16 protein-coding genes are annotated in these 19,770 nt (G+C 34.2%); 7 read left to right on the forward strand and 9 right to left on the reverse strand.

What is annotated here, in order from left to right:
- Positions 1-203 precede the first annotated feature (203 nt).
- The gene (locus ACE94K_RS14000) at positions 204-1,541 is read left to right on the forward strand and encodes an RICIN domain-containing protein (RefSeq protein ID WP_378173368.1); all 1,338 of its coding nucleotides are present in this window, start codon (positions 204-206) and stop codon (positions 1,539-1,541) included.
- Positions 1,542-1,674: 133 nt separating this feature from the next.
- Here ACE94K_RS14000 and ACE94K_RS14005 read toward each other — a convergent pair whose 3' ends face one another.
- A complete protein-coding gene (locus ACE94K_RS14005) occupies positions 1,675-2,220 on the reverse strand; it encodes a hypothetical protein (protein ID WP_378173371.1) in 546 nt (181 codons plus the stop codon).
- A gap of 214 nt (positions 2,221-2,434) precedes the next feature.
- Here ACE94K_RS14005 and ychF point away from each other — a divergent pair, with 214 nt between their 5' ends.
- From ychF to ACE94K_RS14020, 3 genes are all read left to right on the forward strand, one after another.
- Positions 2,435-3,529 carry a redox-regulated ATPase YchF gene (ychF, locus tag ACE94K_RS14010; protein WP_378173374.1) on the forward strand — a complete coding sequence of 365 codons (1,095 nt, stop codon included), beginning with the start codon at positions 2,435-2,437 and terminating at the stop codon, positions 3,527-3,529.
- A gap of 130 nt (positions 3,530-3,659) precedes the next feature.
- Positions 3,660-4,559, forward strand: coding sequence for a DMT family transporter (locus ACE94K_RS14015; protein ID WP_378173376.1), 900 nt, complete (start codon positions 3,660-3,662; stop codon positions 4,557-4,559).
- 148 nt (positions 4,560-4,707) lie between these two features.
- Entirely contained in the window at positions 4,708-6,897 is a 2,190-nt protein-coding gene (locus ACE94K_RS14020) for a response regulator (RefSeq protein WP_378173379.1), read from the forward strand.
- Between the two features lie 29 nt (positions 6,898-6,926).
- Here ACE94K_RS14020 and ACE94K_RS14025 read toward each other — a convergent pair whose 3' ends face one another.
- Entirely contained in the window at positions 6,927-7,691 is a 765-nt protein-coding gene (locus tag ACE94K_RS14025; RefSeq protein ID WP_378173382.1) for an alpha/beta fold hydrolase, read from the reverse strand.
- 135 nt (positions 7,692-7,826) lie between these two features.
- Between ACE94K_RS14025 and ACE94K_RS14030 the strand changes: the two genes are divergently transcribed.
- Positions 7,827-9,704 carry a peptidase M61 gene (locus ACE94K_RS14030; protein ID WP_378173384.1) on the forward strand — a complete coding sequence of 626 codons (1,878 nt, stop codon included), beginning with the start codon at positions 7,827-7,829 and terminating at the stop codon, positions 9,702-9,704.
- Positions 9,705-9,750: 46 nt separating this feature from the next.
- On the opposite strand, the gene ppk2 (ACE94K_RS14035) is transcribed toward ACE94K_RS14030, so the two are convergent.
- The 5 genes from ppk2 (ACE94K_RS14035) to ACE94K_RS14055 form a co-directional block, all read right to left on the reverse strand.
- Complete coding sequence (ppk2, locus tag ACE94K_RS14035; protein WP_378173387.1) at positions 9,751-10,545, reverse strand: polyphosphate kinase 2; 795 nt, start codon at positions 10,543-10,545, stop codon at positions 9,751-9,753.
- A gap of 2 nt (positions 10,546-10,547) precedes the next feature.
- Positions 10,548-11,393, reverse strand: coding sequence for a polyphosphate kinase 2 (gene ppk2, locus ACE94K_RS14040; RefSeq protein ID WP_378173389.1), 846 nt, complete (start codon positions 11,391-11,393; stop codon positions 10,548-10,550).
- 64 nt (positions 11,394-11,457) lie between these two features.
- Positions 11,458-13,197 (reverse strand): phytoene desaturase family protein, encoded by a 1,740-nt coding sequence (locus tag ACE94K_RS14045; protein ID WP_378173392.1) that lies wholly within the window; start codon positions 13,195-13,197, stop codon positions 11,458-11,460.
- Between the two features lie 151 nt (positions 13,198-13,348).
- Entirely contained in the window at positions 13,349-13,801 is a 453-nt protein-coding gene (locus ACE94K_RS14050) for an SRPBCC domain-containing protein (protein ID WP_378173394.1), read from the reverse strand.
- The gene (locus ACE94K_RS14055) at positions 13,794-14,123 is read right to left on the reverse strand and encodes an ArsR/SmtB family transcription factor (RefSeq protein WP_378173397.1); all 330 of its coding nucleotides are present in this window, start codon (positions 14,121-14,123) and stop codon (positions 13,794-13,796) included. The genes ACE94K_RS14050 and ACE94K_RS14055 overlap by 8 nt, the downstream gene beginning before the upstream one ends.
- Before the next feature lie 195 nt (positions 14,124-14,318).
- On the opposite strand from ACE94K_RS14055, the gene katG reads away from it, so the two are divergent.
- Positions 14,319-16,532: a catalase/peroxidase HPI gene (katG, locus tag ACE94K_RS14060; protein ID WP_378173400.1), complete on the forward strand. Its 2,214-nt coding sequence runs from the start codon at positions 14,319-14,321 to the stop codon at positions 16,530-16,532.
- 38 nt (positions 16,533-16,570) lie between these two features.
- Here katG and ACE94K_RS14065 read toward each other — a convergent pair whose 3' ends face one another.
- Together ACE94K_RS14065 and ACE94K_RS14070 are read right to left on the reverse strand one after the other, a co-directional pair.
- Positions 16,571-17,116 carry a GNAT family N-acetyltransferase gene (locus ACE94K_RS14065; protein WP_378173403.1) on the reverse strand — a complete coding sequence of 182 codons (546 nt, stop codon included), beginning with the start codon at positions 17,114-17,116 and terminating at the stop codon, positions 16,571-16,573.
- Positions 17,116-17,610, reverse strand: coding sequence for a helix-hairpin-helix domain-containing protein (locus tag ACE94K_RS14070; protein WP_378173406.1), 495 nt, complete (start codon positions 17,608-17,610; stop codon positions 17,116-17,118). The genes ACE94K_RS14065 and ACE94K_RS14070 overlap by 1 nt, the downstream gene beginning before the upstream one ends.
- Before the next feature lie 287 nt (positions 17,611-17,897).
- Between ACE94K_RS14070 and ACE94K_RS14075 the strand changes: the two genes are divergently transcribed.
- Entirely contained in the window at positions 17,898-19,751 is a 1,854-nt protein-coding gene (locus tag ACE94K_RS14075; protein WP_378173409.1) for a DNA topoisomerase IV subunit B, read from the forward strand.
- The last annotated feature ends 19 nt before the right edge of the window (positions 19,752-19,770 follow it).

The raw sequence follows: 19,770 nt of genomic DNA on the forward strand, positions 1-19,770 counted from the left end.
AATAAAGGCATGTAATTTATTTTATATAAAGTATAATGTTAAATATTTAATGATATGATATTTTTTACATAAATATTTTACGAAAACGTTTGAGTTGTGTTCATAAATTATTAATATTGTTATAACTAAATTGGTTAACCAATTATATTATTGGATAACCAAATATTTAACACAAATAATATTAATAATTAAAACTCATAATTATGAAAACTTATGTAATCCATTGGATGAGGCTAATTTCACCTTTTCTTGCAAAGACGTTCTTGTTTCTAACCTTTATAGCTTTCGTTTCTTGTGAATCAGAAGAGTTTGAGAATTCTACAGAATCTGATTTAAAAGAAGAGTTTTTTCAAAAAGCAACACCTATTGCTGGAAAAATTTACACCATCAAAAATTTAAAAAGTGGTCGTACATTGGATATTAAAGATAAAAGTAATAATAATGGTGCAAACCTTCAGGTTTGGGGAACCGACGCTAACACAGGTGCAACTCACAGACAGTGGCAGATAATTTCTGTTGGTAATGGATATGTTCGTCTAAAAGGTGTAGATAGTGGGAAATCACTTGAGGTATCTGGTGGGAATAATTCTAATGGAGCTAATGTACAACAGTGGACTTATCAAGGAACAACTCATCAGCAGTGGCAAATCATTTCTGTAGGGAATGGATATTACAGACTAAAAAACAGAGATAGTGGAAAGAGTTTAAGAGCAGAAGGCACAACTAATGGTAGCAATGTAGATCAATGGGCGTACAACGGCTGGAATAGTCAGAAATGGTTTTTTACAGAGGTAGGTAGCACGCCTCCGCCACCACCGCCATCAGGAGGAACCGCAGCAAGTATTATAGGAAGCGGTTGGAAATTAAATGGTTTTAGTGGTAACCTTAACGTGGGTAGTAATGATAATGGACTAAATTATGCTGATAATGCAAGTACAAGCGAGAGTCACTTCTTTTTTGAGAAGAATGGATATGCCGCATTTAGATGTTATCCTGGAAACCCAACTTCTGGTGGTTCTTCTAATCCAAGATCAGAACTGAGAGAAAAGGTAAATGGAGGTGATAATTATTGGGATGGAACCACAAATACAGAACATTCAATGAAATGGAGATTTAGAATTGAAGATCTTCCGCCGTCCGGGAAATTATGCTTTGGTCAAATTCATGAAAAAAGTGATCGTTATGATGATGTTATCAGAGTACAGGTTCAAGGAAGCAGCGGTCAAAACTCCGGTAGTATAGATTTGAGAATTTTGGGGTATGTAACAGAAGAAGTTGAAGGCAGCGGACGAACGATCGACTTCGATATGAATATGGATACGGAGTATTATTTTGAATTAACGATGAAAAATAGTGTTGTAAGACTTTACCAGTTAAATAATAGTGGAAGTAGAGTAAGAACATTGTTTACTTCAGCTAATGTAGGAGATGCTGATGAGAATTATTTCAAAGCGGGATGTTACTTACAATCTACCAGCAGTAGTCATTCTAGCTCAAATGTATATGGACAAGTTTTAATCAAAGATCTTAGTGTAAACTAAGCTCACGCCATTTTACTTACTGAATATAATTAGATAAATACTTAATTTAATATTAGATAGATTGACTACCAAAAATAGCCCAACAAAAAATTGTTGGGCTATTGTTTTCATAGTAACAGGTTTAAAAAACAATCTATTTTAATCTGTATGTCAGTTTTATAACAGCATCTGTAGAAGTGTCATACGTTTCTATAACTAAATTTTTAGCATCATCAAAATGCCCTAAAGAATTATCTTTAACCCCGTTATGTATTAAATAATATCCATTAGAAAGTGGCATCGCTTTAGATGTTTTTTCGCCATTTTCATCAATTAGGGTTAATACATAGCCAGTCCCATCCGCGACCCTGCTATATATTTTTTGGCTAGAGGTAGTTCCTGAATTTTTGATAGATACTTTTTCTGGAGTATAGACTGCGGTTCTATTAGTTTCATCATCATCCTCATCCGGATTCAATTTTACCTCACTTTTCTTAGTGATTACTTGTTGTTGTTTGATTACTTTTTCTTCTCCGTTAGCCCCTTTAATTCTAATGATTTTAGTTACTACTTCTTCAGATGAATTTTCTTTGGCTTCTGTAGGTTTATCTTTTTCCTCTTTTTTTTCTTCGGATTGCGCATAATTTACCATCGTGCAAAAGAAAAGCATCACAGTAATTACGGTTCTTAGTGTTTTCATTGGTTTTTTATTAGCTTCTGTAAAATTACAAAAAAGTAATAAAATCATTTTTTAGCTATTGTATTCGAATGACAATTATCAGTAATTATTAATACTCATAATATTAAATTTTAATCTCTTCAAGCAGTATTTGTATACTATCGTTTAATACCATTATCTTTGCACTCTCAAAAATTTGAGCAAATACATAATTTGCTCTTATATATCTATACATATGAAAGCAGGAATAGTTGGATTACCAAATGTAGGAAAATCAACACTTTTTAATTGTTTGTCTAATGCAAAAGCGCAAAGCGCCAATTTTCCATTTTGTACAATAGAACCCAATATAGGTGTAGTAAACGTACCGGATCCAAGGTTGGAAAAGCTTGAAGAACTAGTAAATCCTGAACGTGTTATTCCTGCAACAGTAGAGATTGTGGATATAGCAGGATTGGTAAAAGGAGCTAGTAAAGGAGAAGGTTTAGGAAATCAATTTTTGGGCAATATCAGAGAAACCGATGCGATCATTCACGTGTTGCGTTGTTTTGATAACGATAATATTGTTCACGTTGATGGTTCTATTGATCCAATTCGTGATAAAGAAACGATTGATATCGAATTACAGCTAAAGGATTTAGAAACTCTTGAAAAAAAGCTAGATAAAATTAAACGTGCAGCTAAAACTGGTAATAAAGAAGCACAAAAAGAAGAAGCGGTATTACTTAAACTAAAAGAAGGATTAGAAGCAGGAATATCTGTAAGAGCTATAGAAATTTCTGAAGACGACCATCTTGCATTCGTAAAACCATTACAGTTTATTACGGATAAACCGGTTTTATACGTATGTAATGTAGATGAAGGTGCTGCAGTTCACGGAAATGATCACGTAAAAAAAGTAAAAGAAGCTGTGGCCTCAGAAAATGCCGAAGTAATTATTTTGGCGGTTGGGACAGAAGCAGATATTACTGAGTTGGATGATTACGAAGAAAGAAAAATGTTTCTTCAGGATATGGGATTAGAAGAACCGGGATCTTCGGTTTTGATTCGAGCAGCATATAAGTTGCTAAATCAGCAAACATATTTTACCGCTGGCGTAAAAGAAGTAAGAGCATGGACAATTCCTATCGGTGCTACGGCTCCTCAGGCTGCAGGTGTAATTCATACAGATTTTGAAAAAGGATTTATTCGTGCAGAAGTTATAAAGTATGATGATTATGTATCATATGGCAGCGAAGCGAAGGTAAAAGAAGCTGGAAAACTTGGAGTAGAAGGTAAGGGCTATGTTGTAAATGACGGAGATGTTATGCATTTCCTATTTAATGTATAAAAAAAACAGTTTTTAAGTTATAGTAACGGCCTCTTGAGAAATGATTTTCAAGAGGTTTTTTTATTAATGAACATCGTAATTTTAAACTGTTCACGAAAATCAAATATTCTATCGCATCTAACTTTACAGGATGCAAAAATCTAAACCGATCTTTTTAGGAATTCTATTGGCTGTTATTGGCGTAATTCTCTTTTCTGCCAAAGCAGTGATGGTAAAAATGGCATACAAATACGATATAAGTTCAGAGCATTTATTATTGTTCAGGATGTCATTCTCGGTACCCTTTTATGTTGTTATAGCAGGCCTTAGTAAACCAACAAATACTAGTAAAATTAGAAAAACAGATTACTTGTGGATTGTGTTTTTTGGTTTTATCGGTTACTATTTGGCGAGCTACTTTGATTTTCTTGGATTACAATATATCAAAGCAGGCCTAGAACGTATTATTCTATTTGTTTATCCAACATTGGTTTTGATCATTTCAAGAATATTCTTGAAAAATAAAATTACCAAACAACAGTTGGCCGCCATATTTATAACATATATCGGAGTGGTGATTACTTTTTGGCAAGAACTCTTAGCGGATAACTCTAATATTGTTTTAGGAGTATTTTTGATATTTTTAAGTGCTCTAACATATGCTATCTATTTAGTAGGAAGTGGATGGTTAATACCCAAGTTTGGTGCGGTGACATTTACTTCATATGCGATGATAGTGTCTTCTTTGTGTATTGTTTTTCAATATTTAATTTTTGATAGAGGAAACCTAGTAAGCTATCATTCAGAGGTATATATATTATCAATTTTGATGGCTTTTTTCGCTACAATTATTCCATCATATCTGATTTCGTATGCTATAGAAAGGATTGGGGCTTCTCATGTTGCTATTATCGGAAGTCTGGGGCCTGTATCAACTATTATTCTTGCTTTTTTTCTGTTGAATGAAAGTATATCTGGTTTACAGATTATAGGTTCTGTTGTTGTTATTTTTGGTATTTATAAGATATCCAGAAACAACAAAAAGCGGTAAATACAAAAGGCTTAATTTCAGGATAACAAAATAAAACCAGCGATTTTCTACTTTTTTTTAGTAAATTAACGTTAATGATTGATCATCTTGTAAAATTAATTCAAAGCTGGGGATCGTGTCAAGATGATTATTTTAAAAGTTTCGTATTTTGAAGAAAATAATACTATTCATATATTTTATCTTCTCTATTCCTAATTTGGTTTGTGCTCAAAAAGAATCTAGATTTATTGCCAATGATAGTTTGGAATACCTAATAGAAACCTCTAATAGTCTAACTTTTGAGTATAAAATTAAAGAGTCTCTTGAGTATGCTATCAAAGCTGCTAACTATGCTCATGAACTGGATAATGATCATTACAAGTCAGAAGCTTATTATTTAATGGCTTATAATTATGAAACTCTTGTAGATTATCAAAATGCAGAATTATATTTTCGTAAATCCCTAGAGTACGCATATAAGGCAAACGATTCTTTGCTTATTTTATGGAATAACAATGGTTTGGGAAATGTATATTCTGATGGATATAAAGATCTGGAAAAATCATTGGTATTCTACAACAAAGCTACAGAGCTTGGTAAACTGTTAAATGATTCTCAGGAATATATGACTCCGGTTATCAATTTGGCTTGGACTTATATAGATGCGGAGAAATATGATCAAGCGATTCCGTATTTAGAAGAAGCAGAAAAGTTAGTTATAGAGAATAGAGATATAGAGGGATTTTGTGAAGTTTATTATCTTAAAGGAAGATTCGCATTAAGTCAAAATAAATATCCTGAAGCAGAAGAATTTTTTAAAGAGTCGATTGAAATAGCAGAAAAACATAATATGCTACTCGAATTGTCTTATCTCTACGAAGCAAGAGCAGAATTGTACGAAAAAACTGGAAATCTTGACAAAGCTTATAGAGATATTAAGCAGTATCAAAAATATAAAGATCAGGTATATAGCAAAGAAAAGTTGAAACAAATAGAGATTGCTCGGGTTAGTTTTAATGTAGATGAATATAAAAGAGAGCTAGAAATCACCAAAAGAGAAAAAGAATATCAAGCCAAAATGGCAAAGAATAACAGAATGATTAATATCATCTCTGTAGCGGGGCTTATATTCTTATTTGCCACAGCATTTTTTCTTTACATAGGATATAGATCAAAGAAAAGACTAAATGATGTATTAAAGGATAAAAACGCAGAACTTATTGAAGCAAAAGCTGAAGCAGAAAAACTAACACAAGTAAAATCCCAATTTATATCAACAGTTAGCCACGAATTGAGAACCCCGCTTTACGGAGTTGTAGGTATCACATCCTTACTGCTCGAAGATGAAGATGTACAAGAAAAACATAGGCAGTTATTGGGTTCATTAAAGTTTTCCGGGGATTATCTTTTAAACCTTATCAATAATGTGTTGCAAATAAGTAAAATAGAATCAAATAAAGTGAGGTTGGCAAAAACTCCTACCAATTTATTTAAACTTTCACAAAATCTACTAAATTCCTTTGAATATCAGGCAAAAAGTAAAAATAACGAATTGATACTGGATGTACCCAATAATATCCCTGATTCACTTAACGTTGATTCCTTACGATTATCAGAAATTCTCATCAACTTGATAGGAAATGCTTCTAAGTTTACAGAGAATGGAAAAATATGGTTAAGAATTAAAATTCTCGATAGAAATGATAAAATTATCCGTATTCGTTATGAAGTAGAGGATAGCGGTGTTGGAATTCCGGAAGACAAAAAAGATTTTGTATTCGAGAAATTTTCACAGGTCGATAGAGAGTCTAATAATGTAGAGGGCACTGGACTTGGACTGTCTATTGTCAAGAATCTATTAAAAATGATGGATAGTCAAGTTTACCTGGAAAGTAATGAAGGAAGAGGTACTAAGTTTTACTTTGATTTAGAACTAGAGATTTTAGCAGAGGGCGAAGAACAAACTACAAATGACAGAAATAACGGAGCAACTAATGTATACCGTAGAATATTAGTTGCAGAGGATAATAAAATTAACCAAATCGTAACTAAAAATCTATTAAGTTTGATTGGTTATGATTGTGTAATTGTGGAAAATGGTTTTAATGCCATACAGATGGTTAAAAAAGAAGACTTTGATCTGATCCTAATGGATCTTAATATGCCGTATTTAAATGGTAGTGAAGCAACAAAAAGGATTAGGGAATTTGATAAAAAAACACCCATTATAGCACTTACCGCAGCAGAATTAGGAGAAGTAAAAGAAGAATGTATGGAAATCGGTATGAACGATATCATTAACAAACCATTAAATAAAAATGACCTCAGAGATATTATTGCAAAGCACCTTATTCCTTAAATATTTTTTTGCTCTTTTTATATTATAAGTTATAGCATACTTATAAAATTCACAGTGTTTTTAATAACGATTTCGGGCGCCTCTTTATGGGGTGTGTGACCAATTTTAGGGATGATCAAAGAGGTGGCTCGCCCGGATGTTTTTTGCACGATACTTGTTACCTGCTTCAAAGTTCCATATTCGTCTTTTTCTCCTTGTATAATTAAAGAAGGACATTGGATTCCCGGAAGGTAACTCTCAATATTCCAGCCCAGAAAAGAAGAAGATAGCCAGGTTTCTGTCCACATTTTAAAAACACTTTCTGTTTTATCACCGTGATATTTGGATAACTTTTTCTTTAAAGAGGTAGTCGCATAGGCTGTTTTTGCATTTCTGATTCCCTCCAGGGTTTCTTCCTCTACAAAAATATGGGCGCCTTCTGTTATAATTCCTTTTATTTTTTCGGAAAATAAGGAAGCAGCTATGAGTGCAATGCTTCCGCCATCGCTATGACCAAAAAGAACCACATTTTTTAATACCAAATGATCAATTAATTTACCCAAAACCCGTGCCTCGTTCGTAAGATATTCGTGATCTCTTTCAGATTCAGAAAAGGGATCCGATTGACCATAACCTTTTCGGTCATAAGAAAGTACGTTACAGTTGACGGCTTCCTTTATTTTCTGTGGAAAATCCCTCCATAGCTCAATACACCCCAAAGAGTCGTGAAGAAAAATTACGGTGAGTAGTGCTGAGTCAAACAACTCCGGATTTTCGGATAGTTTTAAACGATGTGTGTCAATTATAATATCCAAAGGATGTCTGTAAGTAAATAATGACCAAAAATAGGTTAAAGTCTACTAAATTCTATATTTTGCAACACCAAAATTGTAACAACACCAAAATTTTAGCGTCTAGCAAAGTAAATAAAAAGTAAAATAATTGTATACATGAAGAATGCCTTAATAATAGTTTTTCTTGGTTTGACAGTACTAGGATGTGGATCCGTAAATCAAGGAAATGACATTGCCTCCAAAACACCAATAGCAGCAGCAATAGATTTAACTCAAATAACAGATGATAAAGTGCCTGTGGTTATTAATCCCGGACGGTTTGTTCAGGATACAGTAAAATATTTACTACCCAAGGTTGTTCAAGGAACTTATGCCATTAGTGATTTTGGGAAGTTTATTGATGATTTTAGAGCACTTGATTATAATGGAGCAGAGTTGGCAAGTGAGAAATTAGATGCAAATACTTGGTTAATTACGAATGCCAAACAGTTGGATAAAGTAGTTTATTTGGTTAATGATACCTATGACATCGAAAATACTAGTCAGGGTACACCTTTTTCACCTTCGGGTACTAATATAGAACCTGATAATTTTGTTTTGAATCTGCACGGATTCATTGGGTATTTTGATGTCTTAAAGAATAATCAATACGCATTAGAGATAAAAGCTCCTACCGATATACAAAGAACATCTGCATTACAAAAAGTTGGTTCTACGACAACTGAAAATGGGAGCATCACCATAGATAAGTACTTTGCTACCAGATATTTTGATATTACAGATAATCCAATGATGTATGGTAAGCTGGATGTTGAGGAGTTTGAAGTAGATGGAATAAAAATTGTACTGAGTGTTTATTCTCCTAACAAAGTCTATACTGCAGCTGGTATCAAAGAAACCGTTTTTAAAATGATGAAAGCTCAAAAGGCATACTTGGGTGATATAGATAGCACACCTAGATATGATATATATCTTTACCTTGCTCCCCAAACTCAAACAGCTCCAACTGGTTTTGGGGCACTAGAGCATCATACTTCTACTGTTGTCGTATTGCCGGAGGCGATTCCTGAAAATGCTTTAAATTCTGCAATGATTGATGTGGTTTCACACGAGTTCTTTCATATTGTTACTCCGCTAAGTGTGCACTCTGAAGATGTACATTATTTTGATTACAATGATCCAACTTTCTCTAAACATTTGTGGATGTATGAAGGAGTAACAGAATATTTTGCAAGTGTTTTTCAGGTAAATCAGGGTTTAGTGTCAGAGGATGAATTTTACACAAAAATGATGGGTAAAATTGAATCTGCTAGTAATTATGATGATGAAATGAGTTTTACCGTAATGAGTGAAAACATAATCGAAGAACCATATGCTAAAAATTATACAAACGTATATGAAAAAGGAGCCTTGATTGGTATGTGTATCGATATATTGATGAGAGAAGAAAGTAATGGTACTCGAGGGATTTTATCATTAATGAAAGAGTTATCTCTAAAATACGGAAAGAATAAACCATTTGAAGATGATAAGATCATTGAAGAGATTACGGCTATGACATATCCTTCAGTTGGACAGTTCTTGCAAACTCATGTGATTGGGAACACTCCCATCGATTACAATGACTTTTTTAATAAAGTTGGTTTGTCTATAGGAACTAAAAACATAGAAACTGATTACGTCAGGAACGGAAGTGCTATTATTGTTGGAGGTGATCAGGATAAAGGAACTATTTTCTTTACCGAATTGGTAACTGAAAACAGTTTTTGGGCTGATAACGGTGTACAACCTTATGATGTTATTAAAGAAGTAAATGGAATCGCATTAACCTTAAATAATGCTAACGCTGAATTACAAAAAACACTTCAATGGCAAGAAGGTGATGCGGTAGAGGTAAAGCTAGATAGGGCAGGAGAAGAATTTATTATAAAGACTAAACTCACTACGTCTTATACGAAAGGTAAATCCTTATCTCCAGTAGACAATCCAACAAAAGAACAATTAGCACTAAGAAATGCTTGGTTAAAAGGATAGGAATAAAATTTAAATCAAAAACGGGTCAAAGGACCCGTTTTTTATGTTATTGGTTATAAGGAATCTTGTCCAAAACGTGTCTAATAGCCTCAACTCTGGCTTTGGTTTTTTTATCTGCTTCTATAATAATCCACGGGCAAAGCTTTGTATTGGTATGCTCAAACATTTTTAGTTTATACTTGGTGTATTCGTCCCATAATTCCTGTGCCTTTTCGTCTACTGTGGTCATTTTCCATCTTTTCAGCGGACTGGTTTTAATGTCTTTAAATCTGCGAGTTTGTTCTTCTTTGGTAATCGAAAAGTAAAATTTGATTAAATAGGTATCAGACTCTAGTAACATCCTTTCAAAATCGTTTACCTGTCCCATAAAGGTTTGGTACTGCTCTTGTGTGCAAAAATTATTTACCGGTTCTACAACCGCACGATTATACCAGCTACGATCAAAAAATACAATTTCTCCCGGTTGGGGAAGTTGGTTTACATATCGTTGAAAATACCACTGTCCTTGCTCTTCTATTGAGGGTTTTGGTAGGGCGATAATTCTAAATTGTCTTGGATTGATATGCGCGGTCATTCTTCGTATGGCGCCTCCTTTTCCCGCAGCATCTCGCCCTTCAAAAAGTATAACTATTTTCTTATTATTTGTGGCAGTCCATTCCTGTAGTTTGATAAGCTCTGCTTGCAATTCTTTGAGTTCGGTTTCATATCGTGCCATTCGAATTACTTTCTCTAAATCAGTTTTCTTATCCGCAAACAGATATTTTAAACCAATTTTCGAATTTACAAGCGCGAGATCTTCTTCAGAAATATTTATTTTTGTTGGTTTTGGAGTAATTGCCATTTTTAAATATCTATTTGTTCTATATACCTATAATATCTTAGTATAACATTGGGGTCTGGTAGAATAGTTGTTTTTGATTTTGATCTTCCCATATAATCAAATTGTGATAGCACATAACGCATACTTTCTAATCTTGCCGTTTTTTTATTGTTAGTTTTCACAATGATCCAAGGGCTAAATGTTGTATGGGTTTTAGAAAACATTTGTTCTTTATAATAGGTGTATTTATTCCATAAGTTTTGTCCTTCCATATCTACTGGACTAAACTTCCATATTTTTAGCGGATTTTTTAACCTTGCATCAAAACGCTTTTTCTGTTCATCTTTAGAAATTGAAAACCAAAATTTGATAACAATAATACCGTCTTCATATAGCATATGCTCAAATTCGGGAACTTGTACCATAAAGTTTTTGTATTGTTGATTGGAGCAGAAGCCCATTACTGGCTCCACAACCGCTCTATTGTACCAGCTACGATCAAAAAAAACGATTTCACCGGGGTTGGGTAGTTCTTTAATATATCTTCTAAAATACCACTGTCCTTTTTCAATTTCAGTAGGTTTTGCCAGAGCGACAATTCTCATAGAACGAGGATTTAGATGCTCTGTAAAACGTTTAATAGATCCTCCTTTACCAGCAGCATCTCTACCTTCAAAAATTACAGCTACGCGTAGTTTTTTTTTGGCAATCCAATTTTGAAGATTGACTAGCTCTGCTTGCAAAGCTCTTAGCTCTTCCTCATATCTTATCTTAGAAAGTATTTTATTGATATCGATATTTTTTTGATGTGCTATATCGATGAGTTGTTTTCGTTTTTGAATTTGACTTAATTCTTCTATCGTAAACATAAAGTTTTTGGTTTATCTTGGATACATTGTTGTTATAAAGATAAACGAATATTTTAAAAAATTTTCATTCTGTTTTTGCAAATGCATCTACCCCAGACGCAAGTCGATCTCTTTTAACTTTCATCTTTTTTCTAATCCAATCCGGATAATTAGAATCATCTTCGGCTTCGTAGATGCGAATGTTTTGAGAATCATCGGGTTGTATCAAATCATCTTGCCTGCAGTTAAGAATTTTTGCTGCAGTTTCTACTCCAGAATAACCAGCTCCAGCGACCCCATGGGACAATACACTAGCTCCGCATAAATACAGATTTTCGATTTCGCTTTTTGCCTTATATGAAAATGGGCCTATTTGCCAGAAACTTTTCTCAGTTCCGTAGACACATCCGTTGGTAGAATTAATATAATATTCATTAGTAATCGGAGTACCCAGCTCTTTTTGAACAATGTGATCACTAATTCCCGGAATTGCTTTCTCCAACGTTCTTATCATTTTTTCAATAAGTTGGTTCTTAAAAGCTAAGTATGCTTCAGAACGTCTTTCGTTTTCATTTTTAAAGGCACTAAATGATTCGTGGTTGATATAGGTAATAGCTTCTATCGTATGGTATTTGCCGTCAAAACTAATAGGATCTTTTAGCGTTGTACAACTAATAAACATACCAGGGAATACATCTCCTTCTAAAATATCAATTTTTTGTGTCTCTTCAAACAATGCATCTAGATCATCATGCTGCATCATCCAGATATTACCAGAGTCCAGACCCGCTTTTCGAACATCCATATCTACCGTTAGAAAGAGCATCAATGAAGTACAAGAGTATTTAGTTTTATGTAAGCGTTTATTCAATTTCTTGCTGATATTTTCCTTTCCAATAAGATCTAAAAAGGTTTTGCCGGGATCTGCATTAGAAACAACACGCTTAGCAAAAATCTTCTCTCCATTATCCAGTTGAATTCCAATTGCTTTTTTTCTTTTATTACCTTCTAATAAAATCTTTTTTACTTTTTGACTTGTTTTTATTTCGCCGCTGTGCTTTTTGAGAGCTTTAGTCATTGCTTTCACTAAGGCACCACCACCGCCAACGGGATAATAACCCCCACTGGAATAATGTCCCATAACTGCTGCGTGAAGAGGAAAACTTGCTTTGGAAGGAGGAAGTCCATGATCTCCGATTTGTATGTTCAATACAGCTTTGAGTAAAGGACTTTTGATATGTTTTTTGATCACCTTTCGTAAACTAAAAACACTATATTTACCCATGTTTTTTGTACGAAAGGGAATAGTAATATGAGCCCAGAATCCTTTTACCTTAGGAATTAATTGTAATTCGTAGCTTACGGCACTTACTAGTTTTAAGTAAGAAGCAATTCCTTTTTTTTCTTCCGGAAATCGTTTAGCTAGTGTTTCTTTAATATTTTCATATCCTGCTGGCATGTCTATTTTTTCATCACCAATCCAACAGTGTTCATAGGCATCCGGATTCATTCTAAAAAAGGCAATATCGTTTGCTATTCCCAGCCCTTCATAAAGATTGCTTGTCGACTCTCCTTTATTTAACAAACCAACATAATGAACTCCTGGTGTAAAACGATATCCATTTAAATAAAAACTATGACACCACCCTCCTGGAACATCATGTTGTTCCAATACCAATACCTTCTGACCGGAACGAGCTAGACAAATAGCTGCAGAAAGTCCTCCGGCTCCGGAACCGATTACGATGGTATCATATTCTTTTTTTGCCGGTAATGTTTCTTTATCGTTATTAGTCATATCCTCAGCATAGTTTTCTTTTTCCATAAACTTAATACCGTTTGTAAAATATAGGGTTAGCAGTTTTTTGCTAAAGTTATTATTTTTTTGGATAGCCGAAAGATTCAGGAAAGGATATTTAACTAATTTGATAATTAAAATCAGTTTTCTTAACTCCCTATATTGTATGTTGTTACTTTTAAGCAGGTCTTAGAACATAAGTCTCCAATCTATTAAAAACAGCGCCCCAACCATTCATGAATCCCATTTTTTCCTGTTGTTGGCAATATTCTTCGGTAGGGTGCACTACATTAAAAGTAAAGTTAGTTTGATCGCCAGCCTGCTCAAACAAAGCTTGGATTTCGACACCTTCGGTCATAGGCTTAAAGTTAGCCGATGAAATTATACTTCGAAGCTCAATAATTTCCTTGTAGATACCTTCTGCAATGAATTCATTTCCATCTGGCATGAGCATAATATATTTCCAAGATCCCCCTACGCTAAAATTATGTTCTATAATTTTGGTTTCCATTCCTTTGGGTCCCCACCAATTAACGATATGTTCAGGATTTGACCAAGCATCCCAAACTAATTGAATGGGTGCGTTAAAAGTTCTTTTTAAGGATAAGGTTCGATTACTTAAGTTACTCATCTTTATTGGTTTTAGATTGCATTTTATTTAGGTAATTTTCAAAAGAATCCAGTTTTTCTTCCCATAAAACTTTGTATTGATCTACCCATAAAAAAGCAGGGATCAAATTTTTAGGTTGAATGATACAGAATCGTTCTCTACCTTGTTTGGTTATTGATATAATTCCACATTCTTCAAGTATTTTTAAATGCTTAGAAATTGCCGGACGACTGATATCGAATTTTTCCGCAATAGAATTAATGGTCAGTGTTTGTGAAGCCAAAAGATGAATAATATCTCTTCTAACCGGGTCTGCAATAGCTTGGAAAACATCCCTTCTCATAAATACGTAACTATTTGGTTACAAATATACATGTAATTATTCGGTTACACAAACTTACATTGTGATAGTTGTATCATTAGCTCGTTAAGCTATAAGTATTATTGATTGCGAGGTTGTTTAAATATATGATTAATCTATAGATAATCGAATTACAATTGATTAAATTTGAAAGTATACTTTAAAACTCAATACATTATGAATAACACAGATAGTTACAATATCAATAAAGGGGGTGATATTAGTAAATGCCCATATATGGGTGGACCTCAAAAGAAAACTGCTGGCGGTGGTACTAGAAATCGCGACTGGTGGCCAAACGAATTGAAATTAAATATTTTAAGACAAAATGATGCTAAATCAAATCCAATAGGAGAAGACTTTGATTATGTTAAAGCATTTAATAGTCTGGATTATGATGCTTTAAAAAAGGATTTGATTAATTTAATGACAGATTCTCAAGATTGGTGGCCAGCTGATTATGGTCATTATGGAGGGTTGATGATTCGTATGGCTTGGCATAGCGCAGGTACATATCGTGCAGGCGACGGAAGAGGAGGAGCCGGTTCAGGGTCATTGCGGTTTGCACCTTTAAATAGTTGGCCTGATAATGGTAATTTGGATAAAGCTCGTTTATTATTATGGCCTATCAAAAAGAAGTATGGAAATAAGATATCTTGGGCAGATTTAATGATATTGGCTGGAAACTGTGCTATAGAATCTATGGGATTAAAAACTTTTGGCTTTGGAGGCGGTAGAGTGGATGTTTGGGAGCCTGAACAAGATATTTATTGGGGGTCTGAAACAGAGTGGTTGGGTAATGACGCCCGCTTTTCTGAAGGCAGAGATAATTTAGAAGCACCTCTTGGTGCTGTTCATATGGGGCTAATTTATGTAAACCCCGAAGGACCCGACGGAACACCAGATCCTTTAGGTTCTGCAGAAGACATGCGAACTACGTTTAGACGGATGGCGATGAATGATGAAGAAATTGTTGCGTTGACTGCAGGAGGTCACACCTTTGGAAAGGCTCACGGTGCAGCAAATCCTGATGAATATGTTGGTGTAGAGCCACATGGAGCGCCTATTCAACAGATGAGTTTGGGATGGAAAAACACATATCGTACTGGAGTATTGGATGATGCCGTTACCAGTGGATTAGAAGGAGCTTGGACACCTAATCCGGACAGATGGGATCATGATTATTTCAAAGTACTTTTGGATTATGAATGGGAGTTAACAAAGAGTCCGGCGGGAGCACATCAGTGGACTCCCAAAACAGACTCAGGAGCACCAACGGCACCAACAGCAGGTGATCCTTCTAAACGACAAGCACTTATGATGACGGATGCGGATATGGCTCTGAAAATTGATCCTGAGTTTTTAAAAATTTCGCAACGTTTTAAAGATAATCCAGAACAGTTAGAAGATGCTTTTTCTAGAGCCTGGTATAAATTAACTCACAGAGATATGGGACCCATATCACGATATTTAGGTCCAGAAGTTCCCAAAGAAGAGTTAATCTGGCAGGATGCTATACCAGAAGGTAAAAAACTAAATGATTCTCAAATTTCTTCATTAAAAGAGGCAATTAAGGACTCCGGTCTTACAGTTTCTCAATTAGTAACAACCGCTTGGGCATCTGCTTCAACATACAGGGACTCTGATAAAAGAGGAGGAGCAAATGGAGCAAGGATTAGATTAGAACCACAAAAGAGTTGGGAAGTGAATAATCCTACGGAGTTATCCAAAATTTTAAAGATTTATGAAGGAATAAAAGATAATTTTGACGGACAGGTATCAATTGCCGACCTGATTGTTCTCGGTGGTAATGTAGGTGTTGAAATAGCATCGAAAAATGCTGGATATACTGTATCTGTTCCTTTCAACAGTGGTAGAGGAGATGCTAATCAAGAAAGCACAGATATAGAATCTTTTAGCTATTTAGAACCACAAGCAGATGGTTTTAGAAATTATATTCAAAAAGATCAAAAATCACCTGCAGAAGATTTATTAGTGGATAAAGCTCAATTGTTATCATTATCAATTCCAGAGATGACAGTTCTTGTAGGAGGCCTTAGAGTTCTAGGAGCTAATTATGATGGATCCGATTATGGAGTGTTTACCGAAAATGTTGGTTCTTTAAGTAATGATTTCTTTATAAATATTTTAGATTTCACGTATACGTGGGAGTCCGTAAATGATGGCGACACCATTTTTGAAGGAAAAGATCGTAGAACTAATGAGGTGAAATTTAGAGGCACCAGAGCGGATCTTATTTTTGGTTCAAATACTGAGCTGAGAGCTGTTTCAGAAATATATGCTTCTGATGACGCCAAAGAAAAATTTGTAAATGATTTTGTTGCTGCGTGGTCCAAAATTATGGATCTTGATCGTTTTGATTTGGCGTAAAGAAAAAAGAAAATTATATGGTAAGAAAAGGTAATCTGTTAAGGATTACCTTTTTTACTGTCGTGTCCTTTAGAAGCATAATCTTGTTTATGAAGTTTGTACAAAACAGCATTCGGTATGCTATCAATTTTAGTATGTTTCCAAAAGGTCATTCCTGTTTTTTCGAGGACTTTAATAGAAGCCTTATTTTCTAAAGCAGCACGGCCAATAATTTCCTGAATATCTAATTCCTCATAACCGTACTTTAAAGAAGCTTTAGAAGATTCTGTAGCATATCCTTTGTTCCATTCGTTTTTATAGAATCGAAATCCCAAATCAACTTGCTTTTCTTCATTTAATTTGAGTCCACACCATCCAATAAATTGATGGGTCTTTTTTAAAATTACCGCCCAACGCCCAAACCCATTTTTTTGATAATCATTGTAATTTCTTAAAAACAATCTTGCATCGTCAACGGATGTAAAAGGATCGTCTCCCGTATATTTTAATACTTCGGGATCAGAGTTGAGCTTCAAGAGATCTTTTGCATCCGAGACTTCAAATTCTCGTAATAGTAATCTATGGGTTTCAACTACTATTTTCATTACTTAGTCTCGTGTATCTTTCGACCGCCAACAACTTCGTGCCAGTTTAATTTTGGTCTGTTTTTGGGAAAACCGACATCATTGCGGTATTTTTTTCTTTCTTTCGTGAAATCCCACCATCTTTTTGTGTAATCATAAGTATTGGCAAAATGCACAGCTAACCTAAATTGATCTTCTACGCAAGCATCAATACGATATCCTTTTTTATATTCGTATTGGTTGGTTAGCACAGCACCATTCTGTCCTTTTAGTTCAGTGATAGTGTAATACCCCAGAAAGATTAGATCCTCTGCAAACTTAATTCCAATAGAAGGAATTCTCTGAAAATCTGCTAAAGCACAGATTTCTTTCGCTCTTCCTGAAGAAACATTAAGAATGATTTCTAATTCATCTGGTGCATAATTGAGAACTTCAGAGATTTTAATCTTGTTTTTTCTAAGACTGGCTCTTTCTGAAGTCGAAAGATTTAGTTGGATGTTTGTTTTAGTTTTCATTATTGCTTTTTGTCAAATGAGAACATTCAAAATGTGTATGTGTTTTAAGTTAAAAATAAATAAATAAATAAAATATAAATATTATGTAATGAACAATAAATATCAGTAATCAAAACAGAGAAAGATTTAATGCTATATGTCTGTAATTTTAGCCAATTTTTGATTTAATCTATTGGATCCCAATTAATCAACAAAAATTACGTTAGAATTGTTAATTACTTTGTAATATGACTATTTCAATTGTGTAAGTGAAACCTTATATTAGCAAGCATTCTACCCAAAATTTTATGAGCGAAGAAACTAAGTATACCGAAGATAATATACGATCCCTCGATTGGAAAGAGCATATTCGTATGCGCCCTGGTATGTATATTGGGAAACTAGGAGATGGATCTTCCGCAGATGATGGAATTTATATTTTGCTTAAAGAAGTACTCGACAATTCTATAGATGAATATGTTATGGGTGCTGGTAAAACTATTGAGATTTCTATTCAGGGCGACAAAGTAATTGTAAGAGATTATGGTCGTGGTATTCCGTTAGGAAAAGTGGTTGATGTAGTCTCCAAGATGAATACAGGAGGAAAATATGATTCTAGAGCTTTTAAAAAATCGGTTGGATTAAACGGAGTAGGTACAAAAGCAGTAAATGCTTTGTCTACCTATTTTAGAGTAGAGTCTACTCGTGATGGTAAATCTGCCTCTGCTGAATTTGAACAAGGAAACTTAACCAATCAGGATGTTTTAGATGAAACTTCGCGCAGAAGAGGAACAAAAGTCTCTTTTGTACCGGATAATACAATTTTTAAGCATTACAAATACCGCACAGAATATGTGGCAAAAATGCTAAAGAACTATGTGTATTTAAATCCTGGATTGACTATTATTTTTAACGGAGAGAAGTATTTTTCTGAAAACGGGCTAAAAGATCTTCTTTCTGACAACATTAATGAAGATGATCGTTTATATCCTATCATACACCTATTAGGTGATGATATAGAAATTGCTATTACCCATAGCAAAACTCAATACAGTGAGGAGTATCATTCTTTTGTAAATGGACAACACACCACACAAGGAGGAACGCATCAAGCAGCTTTTAGAGAAGCAGTTGTAAAAACAATTAGAGAGTTTTATGGCAAAAATTATGAAGCGAGTGATATTAGAAAATCAATTGTTTCTGCAATTAGTATAAAGGTAATGGAACCGGTTTTTGAAAGTCAAACGAAAACCAAATTAGGTTCTACCGAAATGGGTGGTGACCTGCCAACTGTTAGAACGTATATTAATGACTTTGTAAAAACAAAACTTGATAATTTTTTACATAAAAATTCGACTGTAGCCGAAGCACTACAACGAAAAATATTACAAGCAGAACGAGAGCGGAGGGATTTATCAGGTATTCGTAAGCTAGCCCGCGAACGTGCCAAAAAAGCAAGTCTTCATAATAAAAAACTGAGAGATTGTCGTGTTCATCTTACAGACAGTAAAAAAGATAGAAATTTAGAGAGTACCTTATTTATTACCGAGGGAGATTCTGCAAGTGGATCGATTACAAAGTCAAGAGATGTAAATACACAAGCTGTTTTTAGCTTACGCGGTAAACCGCTCAACAGCTATAATATGAGTAAAAAGATTGTGTATGAAAATGAGGAGTTTAATTTACTGCAAGCAGCACTCAATATTGAAGAGTCTTTAGAAGACCTGAGATATAATAATATAGTAATAGCTACAGATGCCGATGTAGATGGAATGCACATTCGTTTGTTATTAATTACTTTCTTTCTTCAGTTCTTCCCAGAAGTTATTAAAGAAGGACATTTGTATATTCTTCAGACACCATTGTTTAGAGTTCGTAATAAAAAAGAAACGATTTATTGTTACTCTGAACAAGAGAGAAGAGATGCGATCGAGAAATTATCAGGAAAACCAGAAATCACACGATTTAAAGGGCTAGGAGAGATATCACCGGATGAGTTTGTGCATTTTATTGGAGAGGATATTCGACTGGATCCCGTAATGTTAGACAAAGATAAATCGATAGAAGAATTGCTGTCTTTTTATATGGGAAAAAACACACCAAGTAGGCAAGAGTTTATTATTGAAAACTTGAAAGTAGAATTAGACGTCGTAGAGGATTAATTGTAAGGAATACAAAAAA

Source organism: Aquimarina besae (assembly GCF_042434905.1).
Lineage (GTDB): Bacteria > Bacteroidota > Bacteroidia > Flavobacteriales > Flavobacteriaceae > Aquimarina.